This window comes from Chitinophaga rhizophila (assembly GCF_019492185.1).
Classification (GTDB): domain Bacteria; phylum Bacteroidota; class Bacteroidia; order Chitinophagales; family Chitinophagaceae; genus Chitinophaga; species Chitinophaga rhizophila.
This window is the reverse complement of record NZ_JAICCF010000006.1, coordinates 279,798-304,547: the sequence shown is the minus strand read 5'-3', so window position 1 is coordinate 304,547 and position 24,750 is coordinate 279,798. Positions and strand designations below refer to the sequence as shown.

14 protein-coding genes and 2 pseudogenes are annotated in these 24,750 nt (G+C 44.0%); 10 read left to right on the top strand and 6 right to left on the bottom strand.

Going from position 1 to position 24,750, the window contains the following annotated elements:
* Nucleotides 1-923: 923 nt before the first annotated feature.
* From K1Y79_RS27750 to K1Y79_RS29615, 4 genes and pseudogenes are all read left to right on the top strand, one after another.
* Nucleotides 924-2,044: pseudogene (locus K1Y79_RS27750) on the top strand (IS3 family transposase).
* 370 nt (nucleotides 2,045-2,414) lie between these two features.
* Nucleotides 2,415-5,021 carry an alpha/beta hydrolase family protein gene (locus K1Y79_RS27745; RefSeq protein WP_220253479.1) on the top strand — a complete coding sequence of 869 codons (2,607 nt, stop codon included), beginning with the start codon at nucleotides 2,415-2,417 and terminating at the stop codon, nucleotides 5,019-5,021.
* A 325-nt stretch (nucleotides 5,022-5,346) separates the two neighbouring features.
* Nucleotides 5,347-5,484, top strand: a pseudogene (locus K1Y79_RS29620) (hypothetical protein); the annotation flags it as partial.
* Nucleotides 5,485-5,982: 498 nt separating this feature from the next.
* Nucleotides 5,983-6,192: an IS3 family transposase gene (locus K1Y79_RS29615; protein WP_220253478.1), complete on the top strand. Its 210-nt coding sequence runs from the start codon at nucleotides 5,983-5,985 to the stop codon at nucleotides 6,190-6,192.
* 8 nt (nucleotides 6,193-6,200) lie between these two features.
* Here K1Y79_RS29615 and K1Y79_RS27730 read toward each other — a convergent pair whose 3' ends face one another.
* Nucleotides 6,201-7,409: an IS256 family transposase gene (locus K1Y79_RS27730; protein WP_220253477.1), complete on the bottom strand. Its 1,209-nt coding sequence runs from the start codon at nucleotides 7,407-7,409 to the stop codon at nucleotides 6,201-6,203.
* A gap of 658 nt (nucleotides 7,410-8,067) precedes the next feature.
* Here K1Y79_RS27730 and K1Y79_RS27725 point away from each other — a divergent pair.
* The 3 genes from K1Y79_RS27725 to K1Y79_RS27715 all read left to right on the top strand — a co-directional run bounded on the left by K1Y79_RS27725 (nucleotide 8,068) and on the right by K1Y79_RS27715 (nucleotide 12,973).
* Nucleotides 8,068-9,273: a hypothetical protein gene (locus K1Y79_RS27725; protein WP_220253476.1), complete on the top strand. Its 1,206-nt coding sequence runs from the start codon at nucleotides 8,068-8,070 to the stop codon at nucleotides 9,271-9,273.
* A gap of 103 nt (nucleotides 9,274-9,376) precedes the next feature.
* Nucleotides 9,377-12,478 carry an FAD-dependent oxidoreductase gene (locus tag K1Y79_RS27720; protein WP_220253475.1) on the top strand — a complete coding sequence of 1,034 codons (3,102 nt, stop codon included), beginning with the start codon at nucleotides 9,377-9,379 and terminating at the stop codon, nucleotides 12,476-12,478.
* A gap of 3 nt (nucleotides 12,479-12,481) precedes the next feature.
* Nucleotides 12,482-12,973, top strand: a complete 492-nt coding sequence (locus tag K1Y79_RS27715; RefSeq protein WP_220253474.1) for a TlpA family protein disulfide reductase — start codon at nucleotides 12,482-12,484, stop codon at nucleotides 12,971-12,973.
* 828 nt (nucleotides 12,974-13,801) lie between these two features.
* Here K1Y79_RS27715 and K1Y79_RS27710 read toward each other — a convergent pair.
* Entirely contained in the window at nucleotides 13,802-16,309 is a 2,508-nt protein-coding gene (locus tag K1Y79_RS27710) for an alpha/beta hydrolase family protein (RefSeq protein ID WP_220253473.1), read from the bottom strand.
* A 178-nt stretch (nucleotides 16,310-16,487) separates the two neighbouring features.
* Here K1Y79_RS27710 and K1Y79_RS27705 point away from each other — a divergent pair, with 178 nt between their 5' ends.
* A complete protein-coding gene (locus K1Y79_RS27705; RefSeq protein WP_220253472.1) occupies nucleotides 16,488-16,826 on the top strand; it encodes a hypothetical protein in 339 nt (112 codons plus the stop codon).
* A 21-nt stretch (nucleotides 16,827-16,847) separates the two neighbouring features.
* Here K1Y79_RS27705 and K1Y79_RS27700 read toward each other — a convergent pair whose 3' ends face one another.
* A complete protein-coding gene (locus tag K1Y79_RS27700; protein WP_220253471.1) occupies nucleotides 16,848-18,671 on the bottom strand; it encodes a glycoside hydrolase family 2 protein in 1,824 nt (607 codons plus the stop codon).
* Between the two features lie 434 nt (nucleotides 18,672-19,105).
* A complete protein-coding gene (locus K1Y79_RS27695) occupies nucleotides 19,106-20,110 on the bottom strand; it encodes a helix-turn-helix domain-containing protein (RefSeq protein ID WP_220253470.1) in 1,005 nt (334 codons plus the stop codon).
* A 219-nt stretch (nucleotides 20,111-20,329) separates the two neighbouring features.
* Between K1Y79_RS27695 and K1Y79_RS27690 the strand changes: the two genes are divergently transcribed.
* Nucleotides 20,330-21,610 carry a PepSY-associated TM helix domain-containing protein gene (locus K1Y79_RS27690; protein ID WP_220253469.1) on the top strand — a complete coding sequence of 427 codons (1,281 nt, stop codon included), beginning with the start codon at nucleotides 20,330-20,332 and terminating at the stop codon, nucleotides 21,608-21,610.
* Between the two features lie 33 nt (nucleotides 21,611-21,643).
* Here K1Y79_RS27690 and K1Y79_RS27685 read toward each other — a convergent pair whose 3' ends face one another.
* Both K1Y79_RS27685 and K1Y79_RS27680 read right to left on the bottom strand, forming a co-directional pair.
* Complete coding sequence (locus K1Y79_RS27685) at nucleotides 21,644-21,811, bottom strand: hypothetical protein (RefSeq protein WP_220253468.1); 168 nt, start codon at nucleotides 21,809-21,811, stop codon at nucleotides 21,644-21,646.
* A gap of 63 nt (nucleotides 21,812-21,874) precedes the next feature.
* The gene (locus K1Y79_RS27680; protein ID WP_220253467.1) at nucleotides 21,875-22,879 is read right to left on the bottom strand and encodes a helix-turn-helix domain-containing protein; all 1,005 of its coding nucleotides are present in this window, start codon (nucleotides 22,877-22,879) and stop codon (nucleotides 21,875-21,877) included.
* A gap of 118 nt (nucleotides 22,880-22,997) precedes the next feature.
* Between K1Y79_RS27680 and K1Y79_RS27675 the strand changes: the two genes are divergently transcribed.
* A complete protein-coding gene (locus tag K1Y79_RS27675; protein ID WP_220253466.1) occupies nucleotides 22,998-24,746 on the top strand; it encodes a M28 family metallopeptidase in 1,749 nt (582 codons plus the stop codon).
* Nucleotides 24,747-24,750 lie beyond the last annotated feature (4 nt).

Sequence of the window (24,750 nt, the reverse complement as noted above, 5' to 3'; positions counted from 1 at the left end):
GCTAATTAACTCCTTGATCAGATCCGTATTTAATGTTCTAGTGAAACTTGATCCGTATGGTTATGGAATTGTTGTAACCCATCCACTAATTGTTGGACAAGACCTATAAAATATAACCGAAACTCCAGCGATAGTAGTTGAGTATGGCAACGCGCCTAGGGTTGTTTGATAAGCGAGCGTAGTTCCTCGCTCCGGAAGTGCAGTAAAATGCGCGGGATTTACGGTAGAAGAACAAAATGGATTCGCTACAGGAGCCGTAAATGTATACGTACTTCCGTTGATAAGAGTCGACACCAACGTCGTTGTTTTGTAAACTCGGAAATTATTGAATTTACTAGCGTTAAACGCGAATGCAGCACCTAATATTGCAAACGCAGCTATTACTGTAAGCACTATTTTTGCTTTTTTCATAATAAATGGGCTTTTTGGGAGAAAGCTAACCTTGTAATTATATCTACGCTTTTAGTCAATTATTAAATAGGTGGTAGAAGATAACCTAAATAATAATTCTCTGGCCAGATGAGTTTTTTAAATAATTGAGGACAATATATATATCCATAAATTTATTCTTTCTGCGATTGCACTTCTTTAGTAATTATTAAATGCAATCTATATTTGAAACATGCTGTTCATTATATAGCTAAATTAGTCTAAAATGAGAGTTCTGTCCGTAATAAGTCGTGATATTTACACATGCTTATCCAAGATTCGATTTTAGTTTCATTCTTTTTATATGAAGTTTTACGTCGTTAGTTTCTTTATCAAAGATAGATATGATGCACACCACAATATTTACTAACTATAATTTTTATTTAGTAGTTTGGGAATATGTTATTAGTCCCAAACGTAATTGAAGTTGTAGGCTTCCCAAAACTTCGACCATGGGACTTAGAGTTATCAATTGATTTATTAACTTTAATCACATGAAACGAAAGAATTTCACAGAAAGTCAAATCGTATCAGCCCTCAAGCAACAAGAAGGCGGAATTCCAGTTAAAGATATTGCCAGGAACCTGGGGATAAGCGAAGCTACCTTTTACAACTGGAAAGCTAAGTATTGAGGAATGGAGTCAAGCGACGTGAAACGTCTTAAAGACCTTGAATCTGAACACGCTGAGTTGAAGAAGATGTATGCGGAGTTATGTATTGAAAATCGGGCAATGAAGAATCTAATTGAAAAAAAGCTCTAACGCCCCAGGCCCAAAGGGATGCAGTTGATTATCTGGTCGAACAGGGGCAACTGAGTGTCCGCAAGGCGTGTAAAATAGTATCTATCCCACGTAGTACATATAATTATCAGCCAATACCTAAAAATGATGTGGTTGTAGAGGAAGCACTTACAACATTAGTCGAAAAACATGTTGATATAGGATTCTGGCAATCATATTACCGGTTAAGGAACAAAGGATTTACCTGGAATCATAAGAAAATCTATCGCGTGTATACTAATCTTAAACTCAATATGCGAAGGCGAGTCAAGCGTCGTTTACCTGCTCGGGTAAGGGAAGCATTGTTGATACCTGAGTCTCCAAATGAGGCATGGAGCATCGACTTTATGTGTGATGCGCTGGTAGACGGTAGAAAATTCCGGCTTTTGAATGTGATAGATGACTTCAATCGGGAATCATTGGCGATCGAAGTAGACACCTCATTGCCGTCTTTACGTGTAATCAGGGTATTGGAACGGATTTTAGAAACTCGCAGTTTACCTCGTTGTATCAGGACTGACAATGGCCCGGAGTTCATAAGCCATAAGTTACAACAGTGGTGCGAAGGCAAAGGGATCAAGCTAACGTACATACAGCCCGGAAAACCGACCCAGAATGCCTTTATAGAGCGCAAAAATGGCAGCTTGCGTCGAGGACTATTAAATGCATATTTATTCCACAGTTTATCGGAGGTACGTTTTATGGCTGAGGAATGGCGGGCTGACTATAACAGCCAAAGGCCTCACAAAGCGCTTGGATACTTATCGCCCAATGTTTACACTGAGCGGTATTATCAAGAGCAATTAACGAAAAAGCTCCAATCACCCTTGGCCTAGTTTTAAGGGAAGCTTACATTAACATTGGCGAATTTAGATTGAGATAATTAGCCTTGGACTACTTGATAATAGGTTGTGTGTCAGCAATTTATAATTTTATGAAGCGAACGAATACTATGTATATTAGTCTCTCGATATTTGTACTTCATCTCAGTGTTATTCATAAAAGTGATTAAATTAATCGACTTGATTGAATAACTTTTAACAATTTTTCATCCTATATCGAAAATTAAGCGAAGTATGCCTTGGCGTCTTAAGATGATAGAAATCTTGTGCAGTTATAAACAAAATGTAATCTAAAACTGGATGTTATACTGATTTTATTTGCAACAAATTATATAATCCTTAAGGTGTTTACAAAATGAAATATTTGGTTAAGATATTTATTGTGCTAATTCTTTTTACAGGTACCAGCCATAGCATAGCTCAAATAAAAAGGATAGATACTGACGCTATTAAGTCTTGGTTAAGATTGGAAACATATGAAATAAGTAACAACGGTAATTATGTATGGTATAGATATGGGTCAGAGATGATTGGGTCTACATTAGTACTTTGTGATTTAAAGAATGGATCGACACATAAATTTGACAAAGTAAGTTATAGCAAATTTGCTGATAATAATCAGTACTTAATATTTATTAGGAATGCGGAGCTTAATATTTTGTCGCTTAATGGAGGGGCACGACAAACGGTTAATAATGTAAGCCCCGTTGGCTATTACACCACAGGAAATTGGATCAGTTACAATAAAAACGATACGTTATATATCAGAAACCTTATAACAGGCAAGGAAAAAGAGTATATACTAGCAAAATCATTAATATTTGACAAATCTGGGAGCTTAGCTCTTCTAAAATTTCCAAATTATTTAAAGCTTGTCGACTTAATTAATCAAACAGAGAAAGTCCTAACTTACGGCCATATAGGAACTATATCCTTCGATGACGATGGGCATCAAGTTGCTTTTCTTGTTGAAAAAAATGATACTTTATCGATAGGTTATTATCACGTAGGGTTAAAGAATGGAATGTATAAATCTATCAATCCAATTGTGGGGTTACAAGATGCATATGTTGCCTTAAACTCACCATTAACATTCAGTCAAGATGGAAATTACCTGTTCTTTAATGTAAAAGCGAAGGATGGCATTCAAAATAAGGATTCAGTTATTACTGCCCAAGTTGATATTTGGAACTATAAAGACATATTTTTACAATCTCAACAAATAATTGATCTATCAACCTATAAAGATAGAACTTACCAGGCAGTGATAGCCACTAAATTTACAAACAGTAAGGTAATTCAAATAGAAAATGATAGTTTTGAACTGTCTTTCCCTCCTGGTAATAAGTTTGCAATAAGAAACAACGTCTTTAACCGAAGTGAACTATACTGGAACAACGTTAAAATACCTAGCTATCAGTTATTATCCTTCAAAACAAATGAAATATGTATTTTGCCAATCAATGGAAGTTGCGCAACAAATATAATGTTATCTCCAAACGAGATGTTCGTTACATGGTTCGACCAATATGAAGGTGCGTATTATTCATATGAAATATCCTCTAAAAAGGTTACAGAAATAGGCGCTGATGTAAAACATTTCCTAGTTGAAAGAACTATGAACAGAACTTATCCAATTCATTACGGAATAGGAGGATGGCTTAAAGGAGATGAAAGCTTACTAATCTACGATAAATATGACAGTTGGAAAGTAGATCCTAGAGGTAGAAAAAAGAGTTGCAATATTAATAAGTATTATGGCAGAAATAATAATATCGAATTTAGGCTAGTAAAATCTTATAATGAGGGCGAGCGGAAATACATTAACAGAAGTGAAATATTAGAAACTGGATTTCATTGCGATAAAAAAAATAATGTTTTCGCCAAAGCAGACTTAACCCAAAAAAGACTTTCTTTTTTTGAGCCCAAAATTCCTGGTACGTACTATAATCCTATAGTATCTGAATATCCCATAAAAAGATCGAAAGATAAAGAGTTGTTTATTTTATCCTTTCAAACGGATTCTTTTGCACCAAATGTCTGTGTAACTACAGATTTTAAGACGTATAATATTTTGTCTGATATACATCCGGAGAAACAATATAAATGGCTTACAGCAGAGTTAGTTAATTGGAATATAGATAACAATAAATTAGGTACCGGTATATTATACAAGCCGTCTGATTTCGACAGTTTAAAGAAATATCCCGTTATATTTAATTATTATGAATATCGTAGCTATGAACGATATAAATTTTTGGCTCCGGCACTAAGTTCGGGGGAATTGAATATACCATGGTATGTAAATAATGGATATCTTGTTTTTGTGCCTGATATATTCTTTAGAGTTGGATCAACAGCAGAAGATATACTTAAAACTATAACATCAGCAGTACAAATCTTGTCAAGAAGATGTTATATAGACACATCAAAATTAGGATTACAAGGTCACAGCTTTGGTGGATTTGAAACAAATCTTATCATCGCAAATTCTAACCTCTTCGCAGCGGCGCAAGAATCAGCTGGGATTGTTGATCCAGTCAGCTGGTATGGGGATGTAGGATTTGGAGGGAGAAGCCATGCTGCACAGTATGAAGTAGGCCAGTCAAATTTTGGAGCTACACCATGGGATAATGTAGATGTTTATTTGAAAAATTCGCCAATTTTAAAAGCAAAAGACATTTCAACTCCATTGTTAATAATGCACAATAATTTAGATGATGCCGTCTCATTCAAACAGGCACTTCAAATGTTCACAGCGTTGCGACGACTATGTAAGCCAACGTGGCTTTTACAATACGATGGAGAAGATCATACCATAAATCAGACGGATAATAAACTAGACTTTACAATTAGACAACAACAATTTTTTGACTTTTATTTGAAAGATGCCAAGAAGCCTGTTTGGATGATAGAATCCATTCCCGCATCCCAAAAAGGTATCAGATCTGGCTTGTCATATTCTTTGTAATTAATCAATATTGTCCGGGTAAAAAAACAAGTTAAGGCATAAAATTAGGGGGCAAAGCCCCCAATAGTTTATAAGTTTGAGGATGTATCAAAAATAAACGAACGTTCTCAGAATTGCTTAAATGACTACCTGATTCCATTAGGCGCCCGAATAAAAAGAGGCCGCTCAATACTTTTGAGACAGCCTCAATAGTTTATAGGTTTGGGTTACCACATTCAAAACTATAAACTTGGATAAAGATGGAAAATTTACCGGACAGCCGGTATTATCTCGGATATTATCAGTGATATCAACGAAGCTGATATGAGAGGCTGCTCACAAGCATCATAGCAATCGCTATGATAAAAATCTTCCAGATCGCCTACACCTGGTGAGTTTATTATACGGTGTATTTAGCTACTGTAATGGTTTACAGGAGCTGTGTGAAGGGCTGCTGGCTTTGAAGGGAAGCTATCACATCTAGGATTTGACAAGGCTCCAGCAAGAAGTAACCTTTCAGATGTAAACAGCAGTAGAAGCTATTTGGTATTTGCAACAATTTATAAGCAGTTACTTGAGAAGTACCTGGATTTATCTCGGACAGCCGGTTAAAGGGGGTGAGCATAAGTAATCTCAAGATCATTGACAGTAGACCATAAGCTTGTTTGGAGATATTCTGCGTGGGGTAGTCCAAGATTGTACGGGGTACGGCGTAAAGGTGGAATCAAAGCGCATGATATGATGGATGCTTTAGTGGAGTCACCGAGTTTATGCGCATGACACCTGCTAAATTACATGACCGGCAGTTCCTGTTAAAGCTGAAGTTACCGAAGGAAAGCTTTATCGTATTTGATAAGGCCTTTAGTTAAAAGCATTACTGCTTAGTGAAAGTTTCAGAACGATATTTCACTCAGAAAGGGGCGTACAATATACTTTTCAGGAATTTAGAAATTTGCTTAAGGACACGTTTGCAAGGCAAAGTATGAGTCGGAAGGGCAACTGCTGGGATAATGCCGTAAGCGAAAACTTCTTTAAAATACTCAAGTCAGAAACCGGCTATAATAGTGTGTATGACTCAATAAAAGCAGCTAAAGGAGAACTATTCGGGTTCATCGAAATATGGTATAATAGGCAGCAAAGACGTTCCGCGCTCGGTTATCGAGACTATAAAATATATTGTGTAAACAGATAGTCAACTGATCAAATTCGACATCTGTTTTCAAAGATAGTAATATATTGATGGAGCACCAGCCCCCAGTTATGGAGCGGCATGCTCCATTTCTTTTCAATGTTCATTATAGCCAGGTAAACGGCCTTTTGAGCTGATGCATCGTCCGTAAATTGAACTTTGGTCTTAGTATATTTACGGATGCCCCTGTTAAGATTTTCGATGGTATTTGTGGTATACATGATTTTTCGGATCTCCATGGGGAAGTCAAAGTAGCTGGTAAGATTCTCCCAGTTGTTCTCCCAGGATTGGATTGCATGTCTGTATTTGGCTCCCCACTTATCAGAACAAGCGGCTAGCGCATGCTCTGCAGCTGCGCGATTAGGTGCTCCATAAACTTCCTTCAGATCAGCACAAAACTCTTTCCTGTCCTTCCATACCACATATTTACAGCTATTGCGTATCTGATGGACAACGCAAAGCTGAGTAATTGTTTGTGGGAATACGCCTTTTATAGCATCTGTAAAGCCTTTTAAGTTATCAGTGCAGGCAATCAATATGTCCTCGACACCACGAGCCTTTAAATCAGTTAAAACGCTCATCCAGAATGAGGCAGATTCGGTTTCTGCCATCCACATACCTAACACCTCTTTCAATCCATCATTTTTCAGTCCGATCACCAGGTAGATACATTTGTTGATGTATTTACCGTTTTGCTTGACTTTCAGCACTATTCCATCCATCCAGACCATGAAGTAAACAGGTTCAAGCACCCTGTTTTGCCAGCTTTTTACATGCTCTGTGATACGATTAGTTACATTAGAAATAGTACCCTCGCTTACGTCAACCCCATACATCTCTTTGACCTGATCGCTAATGTCTGAGGTTGTCATTCCCCGACTATACATACCAATAATAACCTCTTCCAGCTTATCACTCATCCGCTGCCCTTTGGGGATCAGGACTGGCTCAAACTCACTGTTCCGGTCACGGGGAATATTAAGGGCAAGGTCTCCAAGGGTTTCTGTCTTTATCTTCTTCTTGTAGGATCCATTTCGGCTGTTTCCGGAGTTACGGCCCTCAGGGCTATGTTTTTCATAACCGAGGTGTTCGTCAAGTTCAGCTTTCAACATCTCCTCCACACCCTGCTTAAACAGGCTATTAAAGAAGGATTGAAATTCTTCTTTACTCTTAAACTGCTTGAAAAACTCTTTTGAGAATTGTGGTTCTTGTTTGTCCATGGTACTGTATTCAAAGTTAAAAAATATCGGGGCAAATCCAGCCGCCGTACCCAGCAGGTGTCGTTTCGTTCGGCTCCGCTACGCTCCGCCTCACTTCACGACACCTGCTGGTGGTATTAACTCGATACAGTTGATTATATACTTACACAAAGAATTTTACACTACCCGGTTATCTGGACCTTGAAGAATTTGGCAAATCTATTTTTAAACACGCAACTTAATTATTTGTCCAATTTTTTTATTGCAAATCCAAATCGTATAACGGATAATCAAAATTATTCTCGATCTACTAACTGAATTTTATTTGTGATCTTTAATTTTATCATCATGTTAACCTAACTTCATGTCAAAAGCGACCCAATTATTTCCTCTAGATTTTCTGAAAAAAATGCAATTGGACTCAGAGAGTAAATGGTTATTGCTTACCTCGTCGCTATCGAGTATAATTACTTTGGTATTAATCTTACGGCTTTACCCATACCCCAACTTCCTCCCTGACTCCTACTCCTACATCGACGCTGCCCACAACAACGTCAACATCAACATGTGGCCGGTGGGCTATTCAAAATTCCTCCGTTTCATAAGCGTCTTTAACCGGTCCGATACCGCCCTTGTCATCATCCAATACTTCTTGTTACAATTTTCCATATTGTTTTTATTGTTTACAATCAAGTATCTACTTCAGCCGGGCAAGTGGCTGATGCGCATTATTTTCGCATTACTCATTTTGAACCCGCTCTGGTTGTACATTGCCAACTTTGTGTCCAGTGATGCCTTATTCACGACATTTAGCTTACTGTGGCTAACGAGCCTTTTCTGGCTCTTATACCAGTTTAACTACAAGATGCTGATCTTGCATGCATTGGTACTTGGATTTGTATTTTCTGTGCGTTACAACGCGCTTTATTATCCATTTATCAGCATGCTGGTTATCTTGGTGACGCAAGGCGGATGGAAGGCGAAGGTGCTGAGGATTGCAATTGTATTGCTCCCAGTAACCTGGTTTATTCTATATACCACAATGACTTTCAAAGAAAGAATGGGAGTAGCGACCTTTTCCCCATTTGGTGGATGGCAAATGGGAAGTAACGCGTTATTCATGTACGCCCATGTCCCTCCACAGCGGGATAACGTCCCTAAACAGTTCGTCACCCTGCATAACATTACCGTAAAACACATGGATTCTTTGAATAAGCTGCAGCAACGTCCTGACGGAGAACTTGGCATCTATTACTTATGGGATGAAAAAGCTCCTTTAAAGCTTTATTTAGAGCAGAAGTATAGAAAGGATAGTACGACCCCTTATCTGAAGCGTTGGGCCTCTGTATCGCCTTTATATGGGCAATACGGGGCGTGGCTGATCAAGCAACATCCTGCCGCCTATCTCAAATACTACATCTGGCCTAATTTCATCAATTATTATTCTCCTCCTACCGAGTTCCTGGGTATCTATAACATGGGCAGCGACACTGTTGACCAGGGGGCCGTCGATTGGTTCGGATACAAGTCTAATAAAGTGCATCACTTTTCCAAGAATAAGATCATCATCCTGACATCGGTGTTCCCGCTGCTCCTGGCAATGATTAACGTTATCTTCTTTTTCGGATTTATCGGATTTATTGTGCTCGGCGGGTTCTCAAAAGTGTCACCTTATTACAGGAAAGTCCTCTGGCTAATGGTACTCATCTGGTTAGGAAACCTGGCATTCAGCGTCCTGGCATCGCCCATTGTTCTCAGATACCAGGCATTCCCATTCATCTTTACGCTGACCTTCGCTGTATTGCTAATAGGCTTCGTAATACAGGAAAGCCGCCAGGAGTCGAAACCAATAGCCGAAAACCCACTCCCAGACCCTGCGGTATAATATCCGCTTTCTCCTAACAAATCTGAATAAATACTGTGGTATTTTAGAACAGTTAACCATGACCCGCTAGAGGCGCCCTGTTTTAAATTATCAATACCACATTATGGAGTCTAAAAGAAAAGCCATTATCATAGGTGCAGGTCCTGCCGGATTAACTGCCGCCTATGAGATGTTACAACGTACAGACATCATCCCTATTATATTGGAGAAAAGCGGAGATATCGGTGGTATCTCCAAGACAATTAATTACAAAGGCAACCGCATGGATATCGGCGGACATCGCTTTTTCTCAAAGTCTGACAGAGTGATGCAATGGTGGTTAAATATCCTGCCCCTGGAAGCTGGAAATGACAGCCATACCATCAGCTATCAGAATAAGACCCGACAAGTTGATAGAAAGGACTTCCCAGATATCAAAAGTGATAATCCTGATAAAGTGATGCTGGTCCGTAACCGGCTATCCAGGATTTACTTCCTGCGTAAGTTTTTCACTTATCCCATTACCTTGTCGGTAGAAACATTGCAGAAGCTAGGTGTAGCCAGAACAATCGCTATCCTCATCTCTTATTTATGGGCCCAATTATTCCCTAAAAAGCCGGAAAAGAGCCTGGCTGACTTTATGATCAACCGGTTTGGCAAAACGCTCTACCTGCTCTTTTTTAAAGATTACACGGAGAAAGTATGGGGCGTCCCATGTGATGAAATTCCTGCCGAATGGGGCGCACAGCGTATTAAAGGCGTCAGTATCAGAAAGGCCATCGAACACGCTATTCAGGAGTTGTCCAAAAAGAAAAAGAAAGCTAATGGAGATATCGCGCAAAAGGATACTGAAACCAGCCTGATAGAGAAGTTTTTCTACCCTAAACTTGGGCCAGGACAATTATGGGAAGAAGTAGCACGACAAGTCCAGGAAATGGGCGGTATTATACACATGCATTGCGACGTCAAAAATATCTACACAGAAGATAATAAGGTAACGGCTGTTACAGCTGTCAATAATAAAACCGGGGAAGAAATACGTCTGACTGGAGACTACTTCTTTAGCACTATGCCTGTGAAAGAGCTCATTGGCGGCATAGTAGGTAATGTACCAGCAAATGTAAGTGACATCGCTTCCAGGTTACAATACCGAGATTTTATTACTGTAGGTATCTTATTACGTAAGCTTTCCTTCCTGGATAAACATACTGGTGAGTGGAAACCGCTTAAACTGGAAGATACCTGGATATATATACAAGAGAAAGACGTGAAAGTAGGTAGACTCCAGCTGTTCAACAACTGGAGCCCTTACATGGTTAATGATCCAAATACTGCCTGGGTAGGAATGGAGTTCTTCTGTAATGAAACAGACGACTTCTGGAAACTCCCCGATAGTGAAATAGCAGCCATTGCTATAAGGGAATTGGAAAAGATTGGCTTAGCCTCCACCGAAAACGTCCTGGATAGTACCGTGTTAAGAGTAGAGAAAACCTATCCTGCTTACTTCGGTGCTTATGCCCAATTCGATCAGGTGAGAGCTTATACTGATAAACTGCAAAACCTTTTCCTCGTAGGCCGTAATGGCATGCATAAATACAATAATGCTGACCATTCGATGCTGACAGCCATGGTCGCTGTGGATAATATTATTGAGGGAGTTGTCTCCAAAGATAACATATGGGCTATCAATACCGAGCAGGAGTATCATGAAGAGAAATCAGGAGATGCTGCCCCGGTTGCAAAAGAGCCTCAAAGACTACCGTCATTTAAAGAGTTTCTTTGGGATCTTCCATGGAACAAAGCCCTGATCTGGTTTGCTGCCCTGGCAGTAATTCTTCAATTCCTTTTATATAAGCACTTTTATCCTTCTGCGGGTTTTATTGACGGAGATTCCTATGTATATCTCGAGTCTGCATATGGTAACTTTAATATCAATACTTACCCTATTGGCTATTCCAAGTTCTTAAGGCTTTTTAGCATCATTACGATCTGGGATACCGCTTTAGTAGGCTTTCAGTATCTGTTGTTACACCTGAGTGCATTGATGCTAGTGTTTACCCTTGCATATTTTTACAAGCCAGGTAAAGTGATATTTGGTTTGATATTCTTTGGCATGGTGTTTAACCCGGTGTTCTTCTACATAGCAAACTATGTATCCAGTGATGCGCTGTTTCTAAGCCTGAGTCTTATCTGGTTCACCTTGCTCCTCTGGATATTGCACAAGCCCAATAAACAATTAATTATCTGGCATGCCATCATTATACTCTTAGCATTTACAGTCAGATATAATGCATTGTTCTATCCAATAGTCGCCGCAATTGCCTTTGTCATCAGTCGTCAGCCTTTGCGGATGAAAGTGATAGGAATGATATCAAGCCTTGTTTTAATTGCAGGGTTTATCTATCATACCAGTAATCAATACGATCGCTTAACAGGTATTCGCCAGTTCTCTCCTTTCAGTGGCTGGCAAATGGCTAATAATGCCTTGTACGCATATCGATTCGTACAGGATGAGCCCCCGCCAAACATGCCGGCCAAGTTTAAAGAACTCGACAAAAGAGTAAGGACCTACTTCGATACTACCAGGAATGTCTTTCTGCATCCCCAGGAAATGATGATCGCAAATACCTGGTACATGTGGGATCCAAAATCTCCTTTGCAGCAATTTATGTTTGATAAGTTTCAAAAGGATTCTACTGCGCATATATTGAAGAAGTGGGCTTCCATGGGACCGCTATATTCGGAATACGGGGCTTATCTCATCAAACAATACCCCGTGACATTCACGCAATACTACCTGCTGCCTAATACTATGAAGTATTATGCTCCCCCCGTCGAATTTCTTGATACTTACAATATGGGGAAAGATAGTATAGCTCCTATCGGTCAGATGTGGTTTGGCTACGAATCCAGAAAGTTAAAGACTCACTTTAAAGATTTGAAAGTTACCATTCTTTCATTCTATCCGATTCTGGTTGGTATGATGAATGTCGTATTCATCTTCAGCCTCTTCGGATTCGTGATGCTCAAAGGCTTCCGGTATAACAAGGCGTTATCAATTGGATTGCTTCTAGCCTTTGGCCTCTGGATAGTCAACTTCGGCTTCAGTGTCTTTGCATCACAAATAGCGCTGAGATTTCAGATGCTGCCAATATTAATATTTTTCTCCTTTGGCTTACTGCTGATAGATTATATCTGGAAGGCCGCCAATAATAAAATTGAATAAAAGATGAGAATATTGTTTTTAGCCCTGATAGTAATTGCTATAGTAAGCTGTACAAGACAACAACGTCCTTTACCTAAAGGGATCGATAGAGAATTGCCTGAGTTTACCATCCAGTTGCAGGATACATCGGTAAGATTTAACACTACAAAAATTCCTAAAGGACAACCGGTTGTTTTATTCTTCTTTGGTCCTGATTGTCCCTATTGTCAGTCTATGACCAGAGAACTGGTGAAGCGTATGGATGAGTTCAAGGATACTCGATTTTATTTGGTGACTGTCGCTGACTTCAAAGAGATTCATTTTTATGATACCTTATTCAAATTGGATAAATATAAGAATGTAACTTTAGGAAAGGATGTGAATAGCTTCTTCTTCAACTATTACAAAGCGCCTGGCTTCCCTTATCTGGCTGTTTATGATAAGAGAAAAGAGTTCAGGGAAATTATTTTAGGCGGAGTAAGTATCGATTCTTTAAAGAAGGTGATTAGATCTTGATTGGATTGGAAGATTTAGACTTTCACTCAAGTTAATGATAGTATTAACGAAGAAAATAATCTATACTCCGGTAACTTTAATGTAACATCATTAAGCTAGGGAGTATAGATTATAAATGTAGCTTAAGGTATTGTAGCGCACCATCCTGTTATATCGGGGCAGCTTCTATATAACGTAATGGTCTTCCCTGCTATTACTGTTGTAAAGATTTGTGCACCGATAGTTGTTTTATAGCGAGACGTTGTGCCTATTTGGGGAAGTGTAACGTAGCATCGCGGCGTTACGGTGGATGAACAGAAAGGATTTGCTAACCCAGTTGTAATTGTATATGTGCTACCGTTTATGATAGTCGTAATAGCAGTGGTAGCTCTATAAATTGGCGTTGCATTATATTTGTTTGCTCTAAATGCAATCACGGCACCAGAAATTGATATTAGGCAAATTCCTAATAGTATTAATTTTGCGATACTCATAATTTTAATTTTTTTGTTGGTGTGTATAAAAACGTCCAAATTCAAGCTGTCAGCAGAGGTTACCTCTAAAATCTAGTCCGTATTACAAAATAACTTTCTTATCTATTTTAGGTGTGCATGCTCGTGCTTAACAATATTATCTATACATTTTGTGAGAATAGTAATTAAGATATTCAAATCGATAGCCTAGTCAGGAAATTTCAATTGCGATGAAAATAATTGGTGAATAACTCTAGCCTTCTTCATAACAAATCAGCTTTTTAAGGCAAAAAGCTAACCTTTGTGGTGAACAATAAAAAGTATCTCCCACAAAGATCCCTCAACTCCTTATTCTCTCACATAGTACCCCCTTTTTTCACCTGAGACCCACAGAAATTTCCTCCCCCTTCAACCACCTCCCAAAAAACTCCTCCTGCCGCCGCGTAAAATCCACCTGACTCTCCCAATCATACAACACATGACCTTCCCCCTCATATTCCACCAGCCACACCGGCTTCCCCAACCGCCGCAAGGCATTGAACAACGCTACCGACTGCAAAAACGGTACGGCGCCGTCTTCCTTGTTATGCATCATTAACAGCGGAGTATTAATCTGCTGTGCATATACGACTGGCGATCCCTGGACGTATAGGCTGACGTCCTCCCACGGGGCGGCTCCCTGATTCATCTGACCTACTTCAGAAATGTAGTGGTAGCTGCGACCGCTGAAGCCCAGCCCTCCATGAAGGCCTAGCAGGTCGGCCGGGGCGGCAGACGACTGTGCGGCAGCAAACAGGTTGGAGTGGGCAATGATATAGTTAGTTTCATAGCCGCCGAAGCTATGGCCCTGCAGACCGAGGCGGGCGGCATTGACATAGGGGCGGCTGGATAGATAGCGGGCGGCTGATTCGACGGTGTTGAGTATAGCGGGACCGTTCTGTCCTGTCGGACGAACAATATCAGGTACGAAGACGAGGTAGCCATTGCTGACATACCAGGCGATGGTCAGCGCGCCTGTGCTCAGGCGGACCGACGGGAAAAGGTGCAGCTCGTTGGAACGCTCTTCATAGTATGTGAAGATGACGGGATATCGTTTGTTGGGGTCGAAGTCTTCTGGTTTGTAGAGGATGCCCGTGCCGGTACCGGCTGACGGTATCGGCCAGCGGACCAGCTCCGCCGTCAGCCAGTTAAAGACCTGCTGCGGTTGTATATCTGACAGGGGCTGGAAAGTGTGGAAGTCCGTGGTGAAGACCAGGTTGGGAGCCGACGTAGCATGCTGCTTCTGCAGGATATATATGCCTGCCTTTTTTGCCTTTACCGGCGCGGAAGGCTCAAATACTACCAGGGCGGGAAAGTGATACGCGACCGGCTCCATGGTGGCCGGAGCAATAGCCGTATTCGTACCTAGTTTTACCTGCATAAAGCCATTCCGCTTGTCACTATCCAGACAGGCTATCAATACGGGGTCGTTGAGTTGTTGTGTGGATAACAACTGCGGATATACCATCCGCAGGATCGTCTGATGCTTTACGCCATAGTAATTGGTGATGTTGACAGGAGGAACTTTACCCATTGGGTCCAACTGCCAGATGTCATAAGCGTCGTATACCAGCAGCCGCTGATCGTTTGCCAGCCAGCCGGCACTGCCCGCTGGTTGGATCTCCATCCTGCTGAAAGACTCTTTCGCCAGACAGGCACGTACGCCCTTTGAAATATTCCTGCGGATGCCGGTATGGATCTCATAACTGAAGTACTGTTTTGTCAGTACATCAAACCATACCACGAAGCGCTCCCCCGGAGAGAGCTGTATGCCGGCGACTCTTTGCGGTGACTCCACCACATGCCGCTTGCTGCCATCTGCCAGCGATACCAGGTCGTATCCTTTTACCTGCTTATCATTCCAGTAAGCATCTTCGTCATTGACTACATTCGATACCAATGCATACCTGTCACCAGGCATGCCTACCAGGGAGGTGTCAATGTTTTCCAGCCTTACTAGAGGGCCGCCGGTCACTGGTACCTTTGCAGTAAACGGACTATATTCATCTGGCGCTGTCTGGGATTGCAGCCGTACATCGCGGTAATCCCAGACACGCACTTTGCTAGTAGCCGGTGGTGGAGTGGCCGCTTTGGCTTTCAGAAGCCTGAAGAACACTGATTTGTTGTCTTTGCTGAATTGCAGCCCCATATTTGCCAGATCAGGAAGTGACCCAGGCAAGATGTCACAGGCGCTGTTCATCCCCTTCCGGTAGTACCGCAAACGCACCTCTGGCTGTACGCCACTGGTAAATGCCACCGCCGTATCTGAATGATCAAACAGAACATTGTCACCGCCGCTCATACCGATGGCTTGCATCGTATGCAGGTCTATCCAGAGTAAACTATCCTTCTTATTCAACACCAGTACATCGCCGGCTTTGTTAAACAGCGACGCCCGCACGCCCGTATAACAATACTCCTTTCCATGATGAAGGTCTTTCAGTACCAGTGTGTCGGCCTGCCTGGCTGCCAGCCATTGCCCCGTCCCACGTTCCGGCAATTTGTAATGCGTAAAGCGCTGATCATAGGTGGCGATTGTACCACCCACAGGCAACACTGCCAAGCCCTGTTTAGATACGAATACGAGATGCCGGCTATCTGCCGTAAAGGCGGCATCCAGCACGCCGGTAAAGATCTTGCTGTAATTGCCCTTTACCGCTCTTACTACCAGCGAAGTTCCTGTCAGCTCCGAGCCATACGTATACCACACATACCTGCCGTCATCGGAAATATTATAATGTAATAACGTCTCCCAGCTCTTGTACGTCATATTGGTGATAGGTGGCTTCTGTGCAACAAGAATGTGGTGCAGTACAAGCAGTAACAATATAAGCGTATATCTCATAAATTCCGGGGTAGCTGGATGTTAACAGAAATGTTGACTAGTGATGGTATTTATACTACAATTATTATACCTCTGCTGTTAAATCTCCCCCTATCTCCAAAGCAATTTCCCTTTCTACTGACTAACTTCTACCTTGACATGCTCCACTATTTATAATTATTCTAAACCCATTCCAATTATGAAAAAAGCCAGATTGTTATTAACCGCGCTGATCATCCTGACGCTCACCGCCGGATTCCTGTCCTTCAAAGCCAGCAGATTCACCAGCATGCCTGCCTGGAGATATACGAACATGATTGTCAGTAACGGTATACCTTACTATACTACCAGTATGTTCTGTACTTCCCACGATGCGTCTTATTTCTTTACCAGCTGGAGTCCTTATTTCTCTAATACCTACTTCCAAACGGGCGATCCCGGGGGTAGTCTCTATCTGACTTCTCCCAATGGATGGTATATTACCCTCCGTAGTCAGCCTTGTACGGTATGGGCTACTTACCTGACCACTGCTTTCTAAAAACATGGAAGCCGGGGAATGTTAATCCCCGGCTTTAAATATCTGTTCATTCACCCGCCGCATCTCTGCTGTTTTCATCTTCACTACTTTCCTGTCATACGTCATCAGTCCGTTCTCTTCAGATTCTACGTCATAGGGCTGGGTATAGATCGCGCCGGATAAACCCTGCTGTTCATACCGCCGTAGCTTGTCCATCATGGTGGTATACCTGGCAGCAAATTTATCTGCCGTTACCTGTATATATCCCCAGCTGGTGGCCGGTGCCCATTGATGCCCGGGCGTGGGTACGCGTACGCCGCCCCATTCGCCCAATACCCGCGCCTTGCCCGCAAACGCCGGCGCTATGTAAGGCCCGGGGTAGTAGTGTACATCTGTCACGTCACTGCTGATCCAGCGGTCGCGGAGTGGCGTAGTACTGTACTGGTCGAGGTTTTCTCCGGAGTGGCCGTTGACGATGCGGGAGGAATCGGTTTGCTTCATCCACTCCGTCAGCACCTTCTGATTATACTTGCCCCAGCCTTCATTGAACAATATCCACATCACGATAGAGGGAAAGTGATGCAGCTGCCGCATGTTTTCGGCATTCTCCTGCTCAAACTGCGAGGTGGCATAATAGTCTTCATCCGAGCAGGGCACCATATCCTGCCATACCAGCATACCCAGACTGTCGGCCAGGTAGTACCAGCGGTCCGGCTCCAGCTTTACGTGCTTCCTGATGGTATTGAAGCCCATGTCTTTTACTGCCTTGATATCAAATAATAACGCCTCATCTGTCGGAGCGGTATATAGCCCTTCCGGCCAATACCCCTGATCCAGTACGCCGAGGTGAAAGGTATAGGTGTTATTGAGGAATAACCGGGGCATCCCCATACTGTCCTGCTGTACGGCAATTTTACGCATGCCGAAGTAGCTGCGTACAGAGTCTACCACCTGACCATCTCGCAGGATACGTACTGTCATGTGATACAGGAAAGGATCCGTGGGACTCCATAGCCTGGCAAACGGTACGCCCAGGTCCAGCAGTCGCCCTGCACGTCCCTGGGTACGGCCGGCAATAACATGACCGGCATACGCCGTAACATCGACGGTAATGCCGGTTGTGTCGGAGGTGTTCACCCGCAGATTAAGACAGTCTGCATCAACATCCGGTGTGCTGTATAGATCTGTAATATACGTGGACGGTACTGTTTCCAGCCATACAGTCTGCCAGATGCCGCTGACGGCGGTATAAAGTATCTTCCTGGGTCTTAAGGTCTGCTTGCCGCAGGGGTTAGGCCCCAGGTTAGTGGGATCCAGCACGGTTACCACCAGTTCGTTCTCACCTTCCCGCAGTGAAGCGGTGATATCAAATGAGAAATGCTGATATCCGCCCATATGCCGCCCTAATAGCTGCCCGTTAAGAAACACGGCCGCCCGCCAGTCTACCGCCCCGAAATGCAGCAATACGCGCTTGCCGCCACGGGTATCCGGCTTCCGGATCTGACGCTTATACCATAACTTCTGCGTTGGTAATAATGACCGCTGTACGCCCGATAAGGCAGACTCTATAGCAAATGGTACCAGTATCTCACCTTCAAACTGATCAGGCATCGCGTCATCCCAGCGGGTAATGGCATATTCCCAGAGGCCGTTCAGGTTCTCCCATTGTGACCGTACCATCTGCGGCCGTGGATAGGCAGGCAGTACCTCGTCTGGAGTTACCTGTGCAGCCCAGCGCGTTTGCAATGGCACAGACTGCATCCTCCACCTGCCGGAAAATGAATCGCCCCCACCAAAGGCAAGGGCGATATTAAAATAGGGGAAACAGAGGGTAACAATCAAAAGCGTGCTTTTAAACGGTTTCATTTACCTGGGTTAAGTAAGATTAATGGGAGTACTTATTTCTTTACATATTCAATTGGCATATTACAACTGGTATATGTTGCGATATATGTGAAATGGTAACATCGAAAGAAAAATAGTCCCGGCTAGAAAGCCAGGACGTTGTTTTCCTCAATATACCATTAAATGTTCTTGTCGTATTTGTTAGATCGTTATGGCAACGAAAACGAATAATATTGTTCTTTCTGTCTTAAAGTTACAACGTCGGGTAGCTGTTACAGTTAGGAGACGCAGTATGAACTTTGGTAAAAGAGAATAATTATCTGATAGCTGCCATTCGTAATGCCCGCAAGGGTATGCTCCTTAATTTTTATTAAGAAGATATACTGAAAACAGTAGCGGCAATGCTGTTAGTGTCATAGGGGCTAACCAATGCCTGGCTCCTGATAGCCGGTGGCTCACGAGCTGATACTACTGTTCTTTCTCAGCTCTCTCGGACTCAGACTAAACCGCTTTTTCACCGCGTAAGAAAAGCTTGAATAGTCTGTATACCCAAACTCTTCTGCAAGATCCTGCAAGGGTGTAGTCGTCTCGGTTAGTTTGCGGTAGATGATACGCATCCGCGCATTCTGAAAGAAGTCATATACCGTAATGCCGTGCCGGCTACGGAATATCTCTTCCAGTTTCTTCTCATTCGTACCGGCAAATCTTGCAAGTTGTTTGAGGGTAGGAGGTGATGGTTGCTGCAGATGTTTCAGCAAATGGACCTCCGTACGCTGTCCCCTTTCATGGTCGGCCGCACTCAGGCCGTTGGCATCTGTTAAGTAACGTGAAAGCATATCAAGTGATTCAATGATGAACTCTCCTGTTTTTTGTTCTCTGTATTTTTCGCTGGCCGCTTTGGGTAACTGACGCTCTGTTATGTCTTGTATAATGTTGCGTAGCCGCTCATGGGCTATCATATGCTGATCCAGGAGAGTAATGGTATTTTCATTAGATAATTTATTGAGTAATTCCTGCACTATAGGGAAACTATCCTGATAACTCCGCAGCTCCTCCTTCGGTATCTGGATCTCCAGGGCTACATACAAACCCGGAGATTTAAACCTGATCGTATGCCGGAGCCGCTCCGTAACTATGATGTTCATCTGATGCTGAAAGGTCTCACTTTCCATCCCGTTCAGCTCATAAAACATACTGCCCTTTAATGTATGGTGAAGCAGCAGGTCGTCTACATTTCCCTTTACTTTAAATGCTGTTGGCTTATTAATAATATAATGACTTACCCACGCCTGATAATGGTTGTTCGCCACCTGTTGGAACAGGATGCAGCCAAAGCTGTCACTCACCGCATAATACGGTTTGGTGCCCTGCAGCGTATAGCTGGAATAGGCATCGGGCAGTCCGGGGGTAAACAATATCGGTTGCCCTATTTGGGTTGAAATTGACAATGGTAGGGTCATCGTACTACCAAATTATATCACAATACTGCAGCCTGATTACCAGTCCTTATTTTTTCTTTTTCCGCTTTGCGTAAGTAATTTTCCCTTTTCGTCTGGTTTTTCCCTCCCCGCCACCCGACTTTTGCCGCTTACGCCGGCAAAGAGGCCCTGTGCGGACTGAACCAGTGACCGCCTCCCTGCCATCAGTATGCACGCAATCTTTAACACTTCGTCAGCCATATGGGAAATAATACGCATCCGAACAGCAAGAAAAAAGGTCCATCCTGGAGAAAAAAGCTCAATGCCTGGTTACATCTGTGGCTGGGACTAGCCTCCGGCATCATCGTTTTTATCGTTGCAGTCACCGGTTGCCTCTTCGTATTCCAGAAAGAAATCACCGACTGGGTACACCATGACATCCTGTACGTTACGCCCCGGCAACAGCCGCCGCTGCCGCTGAGTGAATTGCACGAAAAAGCACAGGCTGCCCTCGGTAAAGAGTTTCCTATCAACGGGGTCTATACCTACCGCCAGCCCGACCGCGCCTGGGAATTTATGACCTATGCCGCCGGCGATAAAAACGCCCTTACCATCTTTGGTACCACGGCATACTACAAGGTAGCACTGGTGAACCCCTACTCCGGAGAAATCACCGCTATCCGCGATATGAAAAAAGACTTTTTCATTATCGTGAAATACCTCCACTGGAGCCTCCTGCTGAATGATAAAGTCGGTCAGCCAATCGTAGGCTGGGCTACCTTCATATTTGTCATACTACTTATCACCGGCCTGATACTCTGGTGGCCGAAGAAATGGAATAAGAAGTCCCGCGAACAAAGCTTTAAAATCAAATGGTCCGGCAACTTCAAGCGTGTTAACTACGATCTGCACAATGTTCTTGGCTTCTATGCCATGTTCATCGCCCTGGTGCTGGCCCTTACGGGAATGGTATGGGCCTTCAAATGGTTCCAGGCTACCGTCTATGTAGTGGCCTCCCGCAGCGTAACGCCGCCGCAACATAAAGTGGTAACTTCCGATACCCTCGCATTGCCACTGGCCAATGTAAAGCCGGTAGATGTGGCCTATGCCTCCGCCGTAAAGCAATTCCCCAAAGCGAAGCGCATCGGTGTATGGGCAACCGGCCCGGACAAAGCCGCTACCATCCGCATGTCAGTATACTGGGGTAAAGAAACCTTCTATGACCACGACGATCTGCAATACGACCGGAACACGGCTAAACTGCTACTGCACGAGACCGATAAAGACCGCAATGCCGGCGAAAAGCTCATCGGTATGAACTATGATATACACGTGGGCGCTATCGCCGGACTCCCAGGCAAGATACTCGCTTTCTTCGCCAGTCTGATCTGTGCTACCCTGCCTGTAACAGGCTTCCTGGTATGGTGGAATAAGGGTAAGAAAGAAGCGAAACATAGTAAGCAGCATCATAAAAAGGTCAGACAGCACCAGCCGGAAACTGCGCCCATCATCAGCGTAGTAGAAAACGTCAGCATGAACTAATACACAACTACATAAAAACAAAGCGCTCTGGTATTACCGGAGCGCTTTGTTTTTAGCGGCAAACTTGTTGGGGCCGGATGTGGATGATGCAGGCCGGATGGTGACGGGAAGCTGCTGCCCTTTGGTAGCGGTGGTGATGATCTTCCTGACAATACGCTTGTCTATCCGCTCCAGATGCTGTGCTAACCAGGAGGTATCCATGGCAATGAAATTTGATGTTGACGGGTTGTGTTAACAGTTTAAAGTTACACCCGCTCACCCCCGTCATACAACGAGGGAAACGCTGTTTCTGAAGGGGTGATTTTCCCGTATCACCTCTTCTGCCATCAACCTGCGTATCATCCGGTCCAGCCTTACCGGCTTCTCCTGACCCGTATACTGCCCCAGGCCTGCCTCGTCTCTGTTGTCTGCCAGCAGCCTGAAAAAAGCGGTCGTATCTTTTCTGTCAATAATACCTTTGGAGATGGCATGCCGCATAATTACCTGTACCGGTATACCATACTGTTCCTTAATGCAGATCAGCTCTTCCATAGCAATAGTCGTACGCCGTTGCCCTAATAGCGTTTCCAGCGTATCGCCGGGTAGTAGCATCGCTGCTGCGAATGTGTGACAGATGCTATCTTTGTCTGCATCTGCCGGTACCTGTAACAGCAGCTGGCCTAACTCATACAGGGTATGATACCGCTTCACATCTGCGGGCCGGTCCTCATGCTGTATGATCAGCGGAACCTTGTCCAGCCATGTGCTCAGGGTATCAAAAGTAACAGGGGCATCTACTGCTATCACCCGGATATTATGTGTTTCCAGCATGCCGGCCATGTTGTGTACCGGCTCACAGCCAATGTCCCATTTGTCCAGCAGCTTGGCCGCAATGGATGCAGCTGCGGATTCGTCTGTTGCCGGAAATGTCTTTAGCGGATTGCTGAACCGCACCGTTATATTCAACAGTGATTCCGCCTCCAGTTGCCTTTCCAATACCTGTTTTACCTTTTCCCTGATACTTTCGATCTGTTTGGATGGTATATTTCCTTTACGTGGCAATTCAAATGCCGGCAGCTTAAATACCGGTTGTCCTTCAAAGTAACCTGGTTTAACACCCAAAGCGGCTGATAGTAACAACAGGATCTTGCGGGAGGGGTACATCATCTCAGCTTCGTATTTGCTGAGCGCCTGTTTTGTAATGGAATTGGCAGTTTGGTTGGCAAGGTCCTGCAAAGACCAGCCCTTGATTTTACGTGCGGCTCTTAATCGTTCTCCGAAATGTTGCATACAGTTTAGATTTTGGTCGGGGGTAGTCAACAAACTTATAAATATTTGTTGAAACAGAGAACATAGCAGACACCACCTTTGCTGAATTTAATATCTTTAAAGGAAATACTACTGACTCATGAAAGACCTGCGTAATCTATTACTCCTTGCCTCCCTGGCTGCTGCCTGTAATTCAGGTACGCCATCCGCAGGAAAAGGAGATGACTCAACCGCCATTAAAGCAATTGACTCTGCCGGTCTGGTACGCGATATCAACGTACTCGCTTCCGACGAGTTCATGGGGCGTAAACCCTTTACTATCGGAGAAGAAAAGACGCTCGCCTACCTGGAAAAAAGGTTTAAGGAAATAGGCCTCCAGCCTGGTAACGGCAACAGCTTCCTACAGGAAGTTCCCATGGTAGAGATCCTGTCAAAACCCGACGGAGACCTGCGGCTTAAAGGCAAAAACGGTGATGTGAAGCTCACCTACCTCGACCAGTACGTGGCCGGTACCAAACGTGTACAGGACCAGGTATCTATCAACAATTCCGAGATGATCTTCGCCGGCTTCGGTATCGTCGCTCCGGAATATAACTGGAACGACTATGCCGGATTGGACGTGAAAGGCAAAACTGTTGTAGTGATGGTCAACGACCCCGGTTTCTACGATAGTACTCTCTTCAAAGGAAAAACCCGCACCATGACCTACTATGGCCGGTGGACTTACAAATTTGAAGAAGCTGCCCGCCAGGGTGCTGCCGGTATCCTCATCATTCATGATGTACTGCCAGCCAGCTATGGCTGGACAGTGGTACGCAGCGGCTGGTCCAAGCCCAAGCTGGATCTGCAGACGGCAGACAATAACGCTGGCCGCGCCGCTATCGAAGGCTGGCTCACCCGGGAATCTGCCAAAAAACTCTTCGACCTGGCCGGCATCCCTGATTCTGTAATGAACCAGGCGAAAAGACCCGGCTTCAAAGCCATTCCGCTCGGTGTTACTGCCTCCCTCTCCCTGAAAAATAAAACGCGTAAATCTGTCTCCCATAACGTTGCCGCCCTCCTGCCAGGTACCGAACGGAAAGATGAATATATCATCTACTCCGCGCACTGGGATCACCTCGGCGTGGGCGAAGCAGTAAAAGGCGATACTATCTATAACGGCGCTCTGGACAACGCTTCCGGCGTTGCCGCCCTCCTCCAGCTGGCTACTGCCTTCACCAAAGTACAGCAGCCACCTAAACGCTCTGTACTGTTCCTGGCCCTCACCGGCGAAGAACAAGGCCTGCTGGGCTCTGAGTACTACGCTACTCACCCCATCTTCCCGATCAAATCCACCGTAGCTGATATCAACATGGACGTGCTGAACTTCTTCGGACGAACAAAAGATATCACCATCATCGGTAAAGGTCAGTCTGATCTGGATGACTATGCAGCAAAAGCAGCCGAAAAACAAGGCCGTTACCTCATTCCGGAAGCCAACCCTTCCGGTGGATGGTTCTTCCGCTCTGACCACTTCAACTTCGCCAAAGTGGGCATTCCCTCCCTCTATCCCGGTAGCGGAATGGTCTCCGTAGCACATGACTCTGCCTGGGCCCCCGACCACGCTACCATGTACGGCCGCGATCACTACCATTCACCCTTCGATCAGCTGGATCCTACCTGGGAACTGTCAGGGATGGTGGAAGATGTACGCTTCCTGTTCGATGTAGGGCATACCTTGTCCAACGAAAGCACCTTCCCCCAATGGAAAGAAGGCTCAGAATTTAAGTCAAAAAGATGGCTGATAATATCTTCACCCCTGCTCAGGACGAACAAGGGACGAACTAGCGGCGAAGAAGCGACGGCAAAGCGACGAACACGTAACTGTGTTAAAATAGTATTAGTTTAAGCAC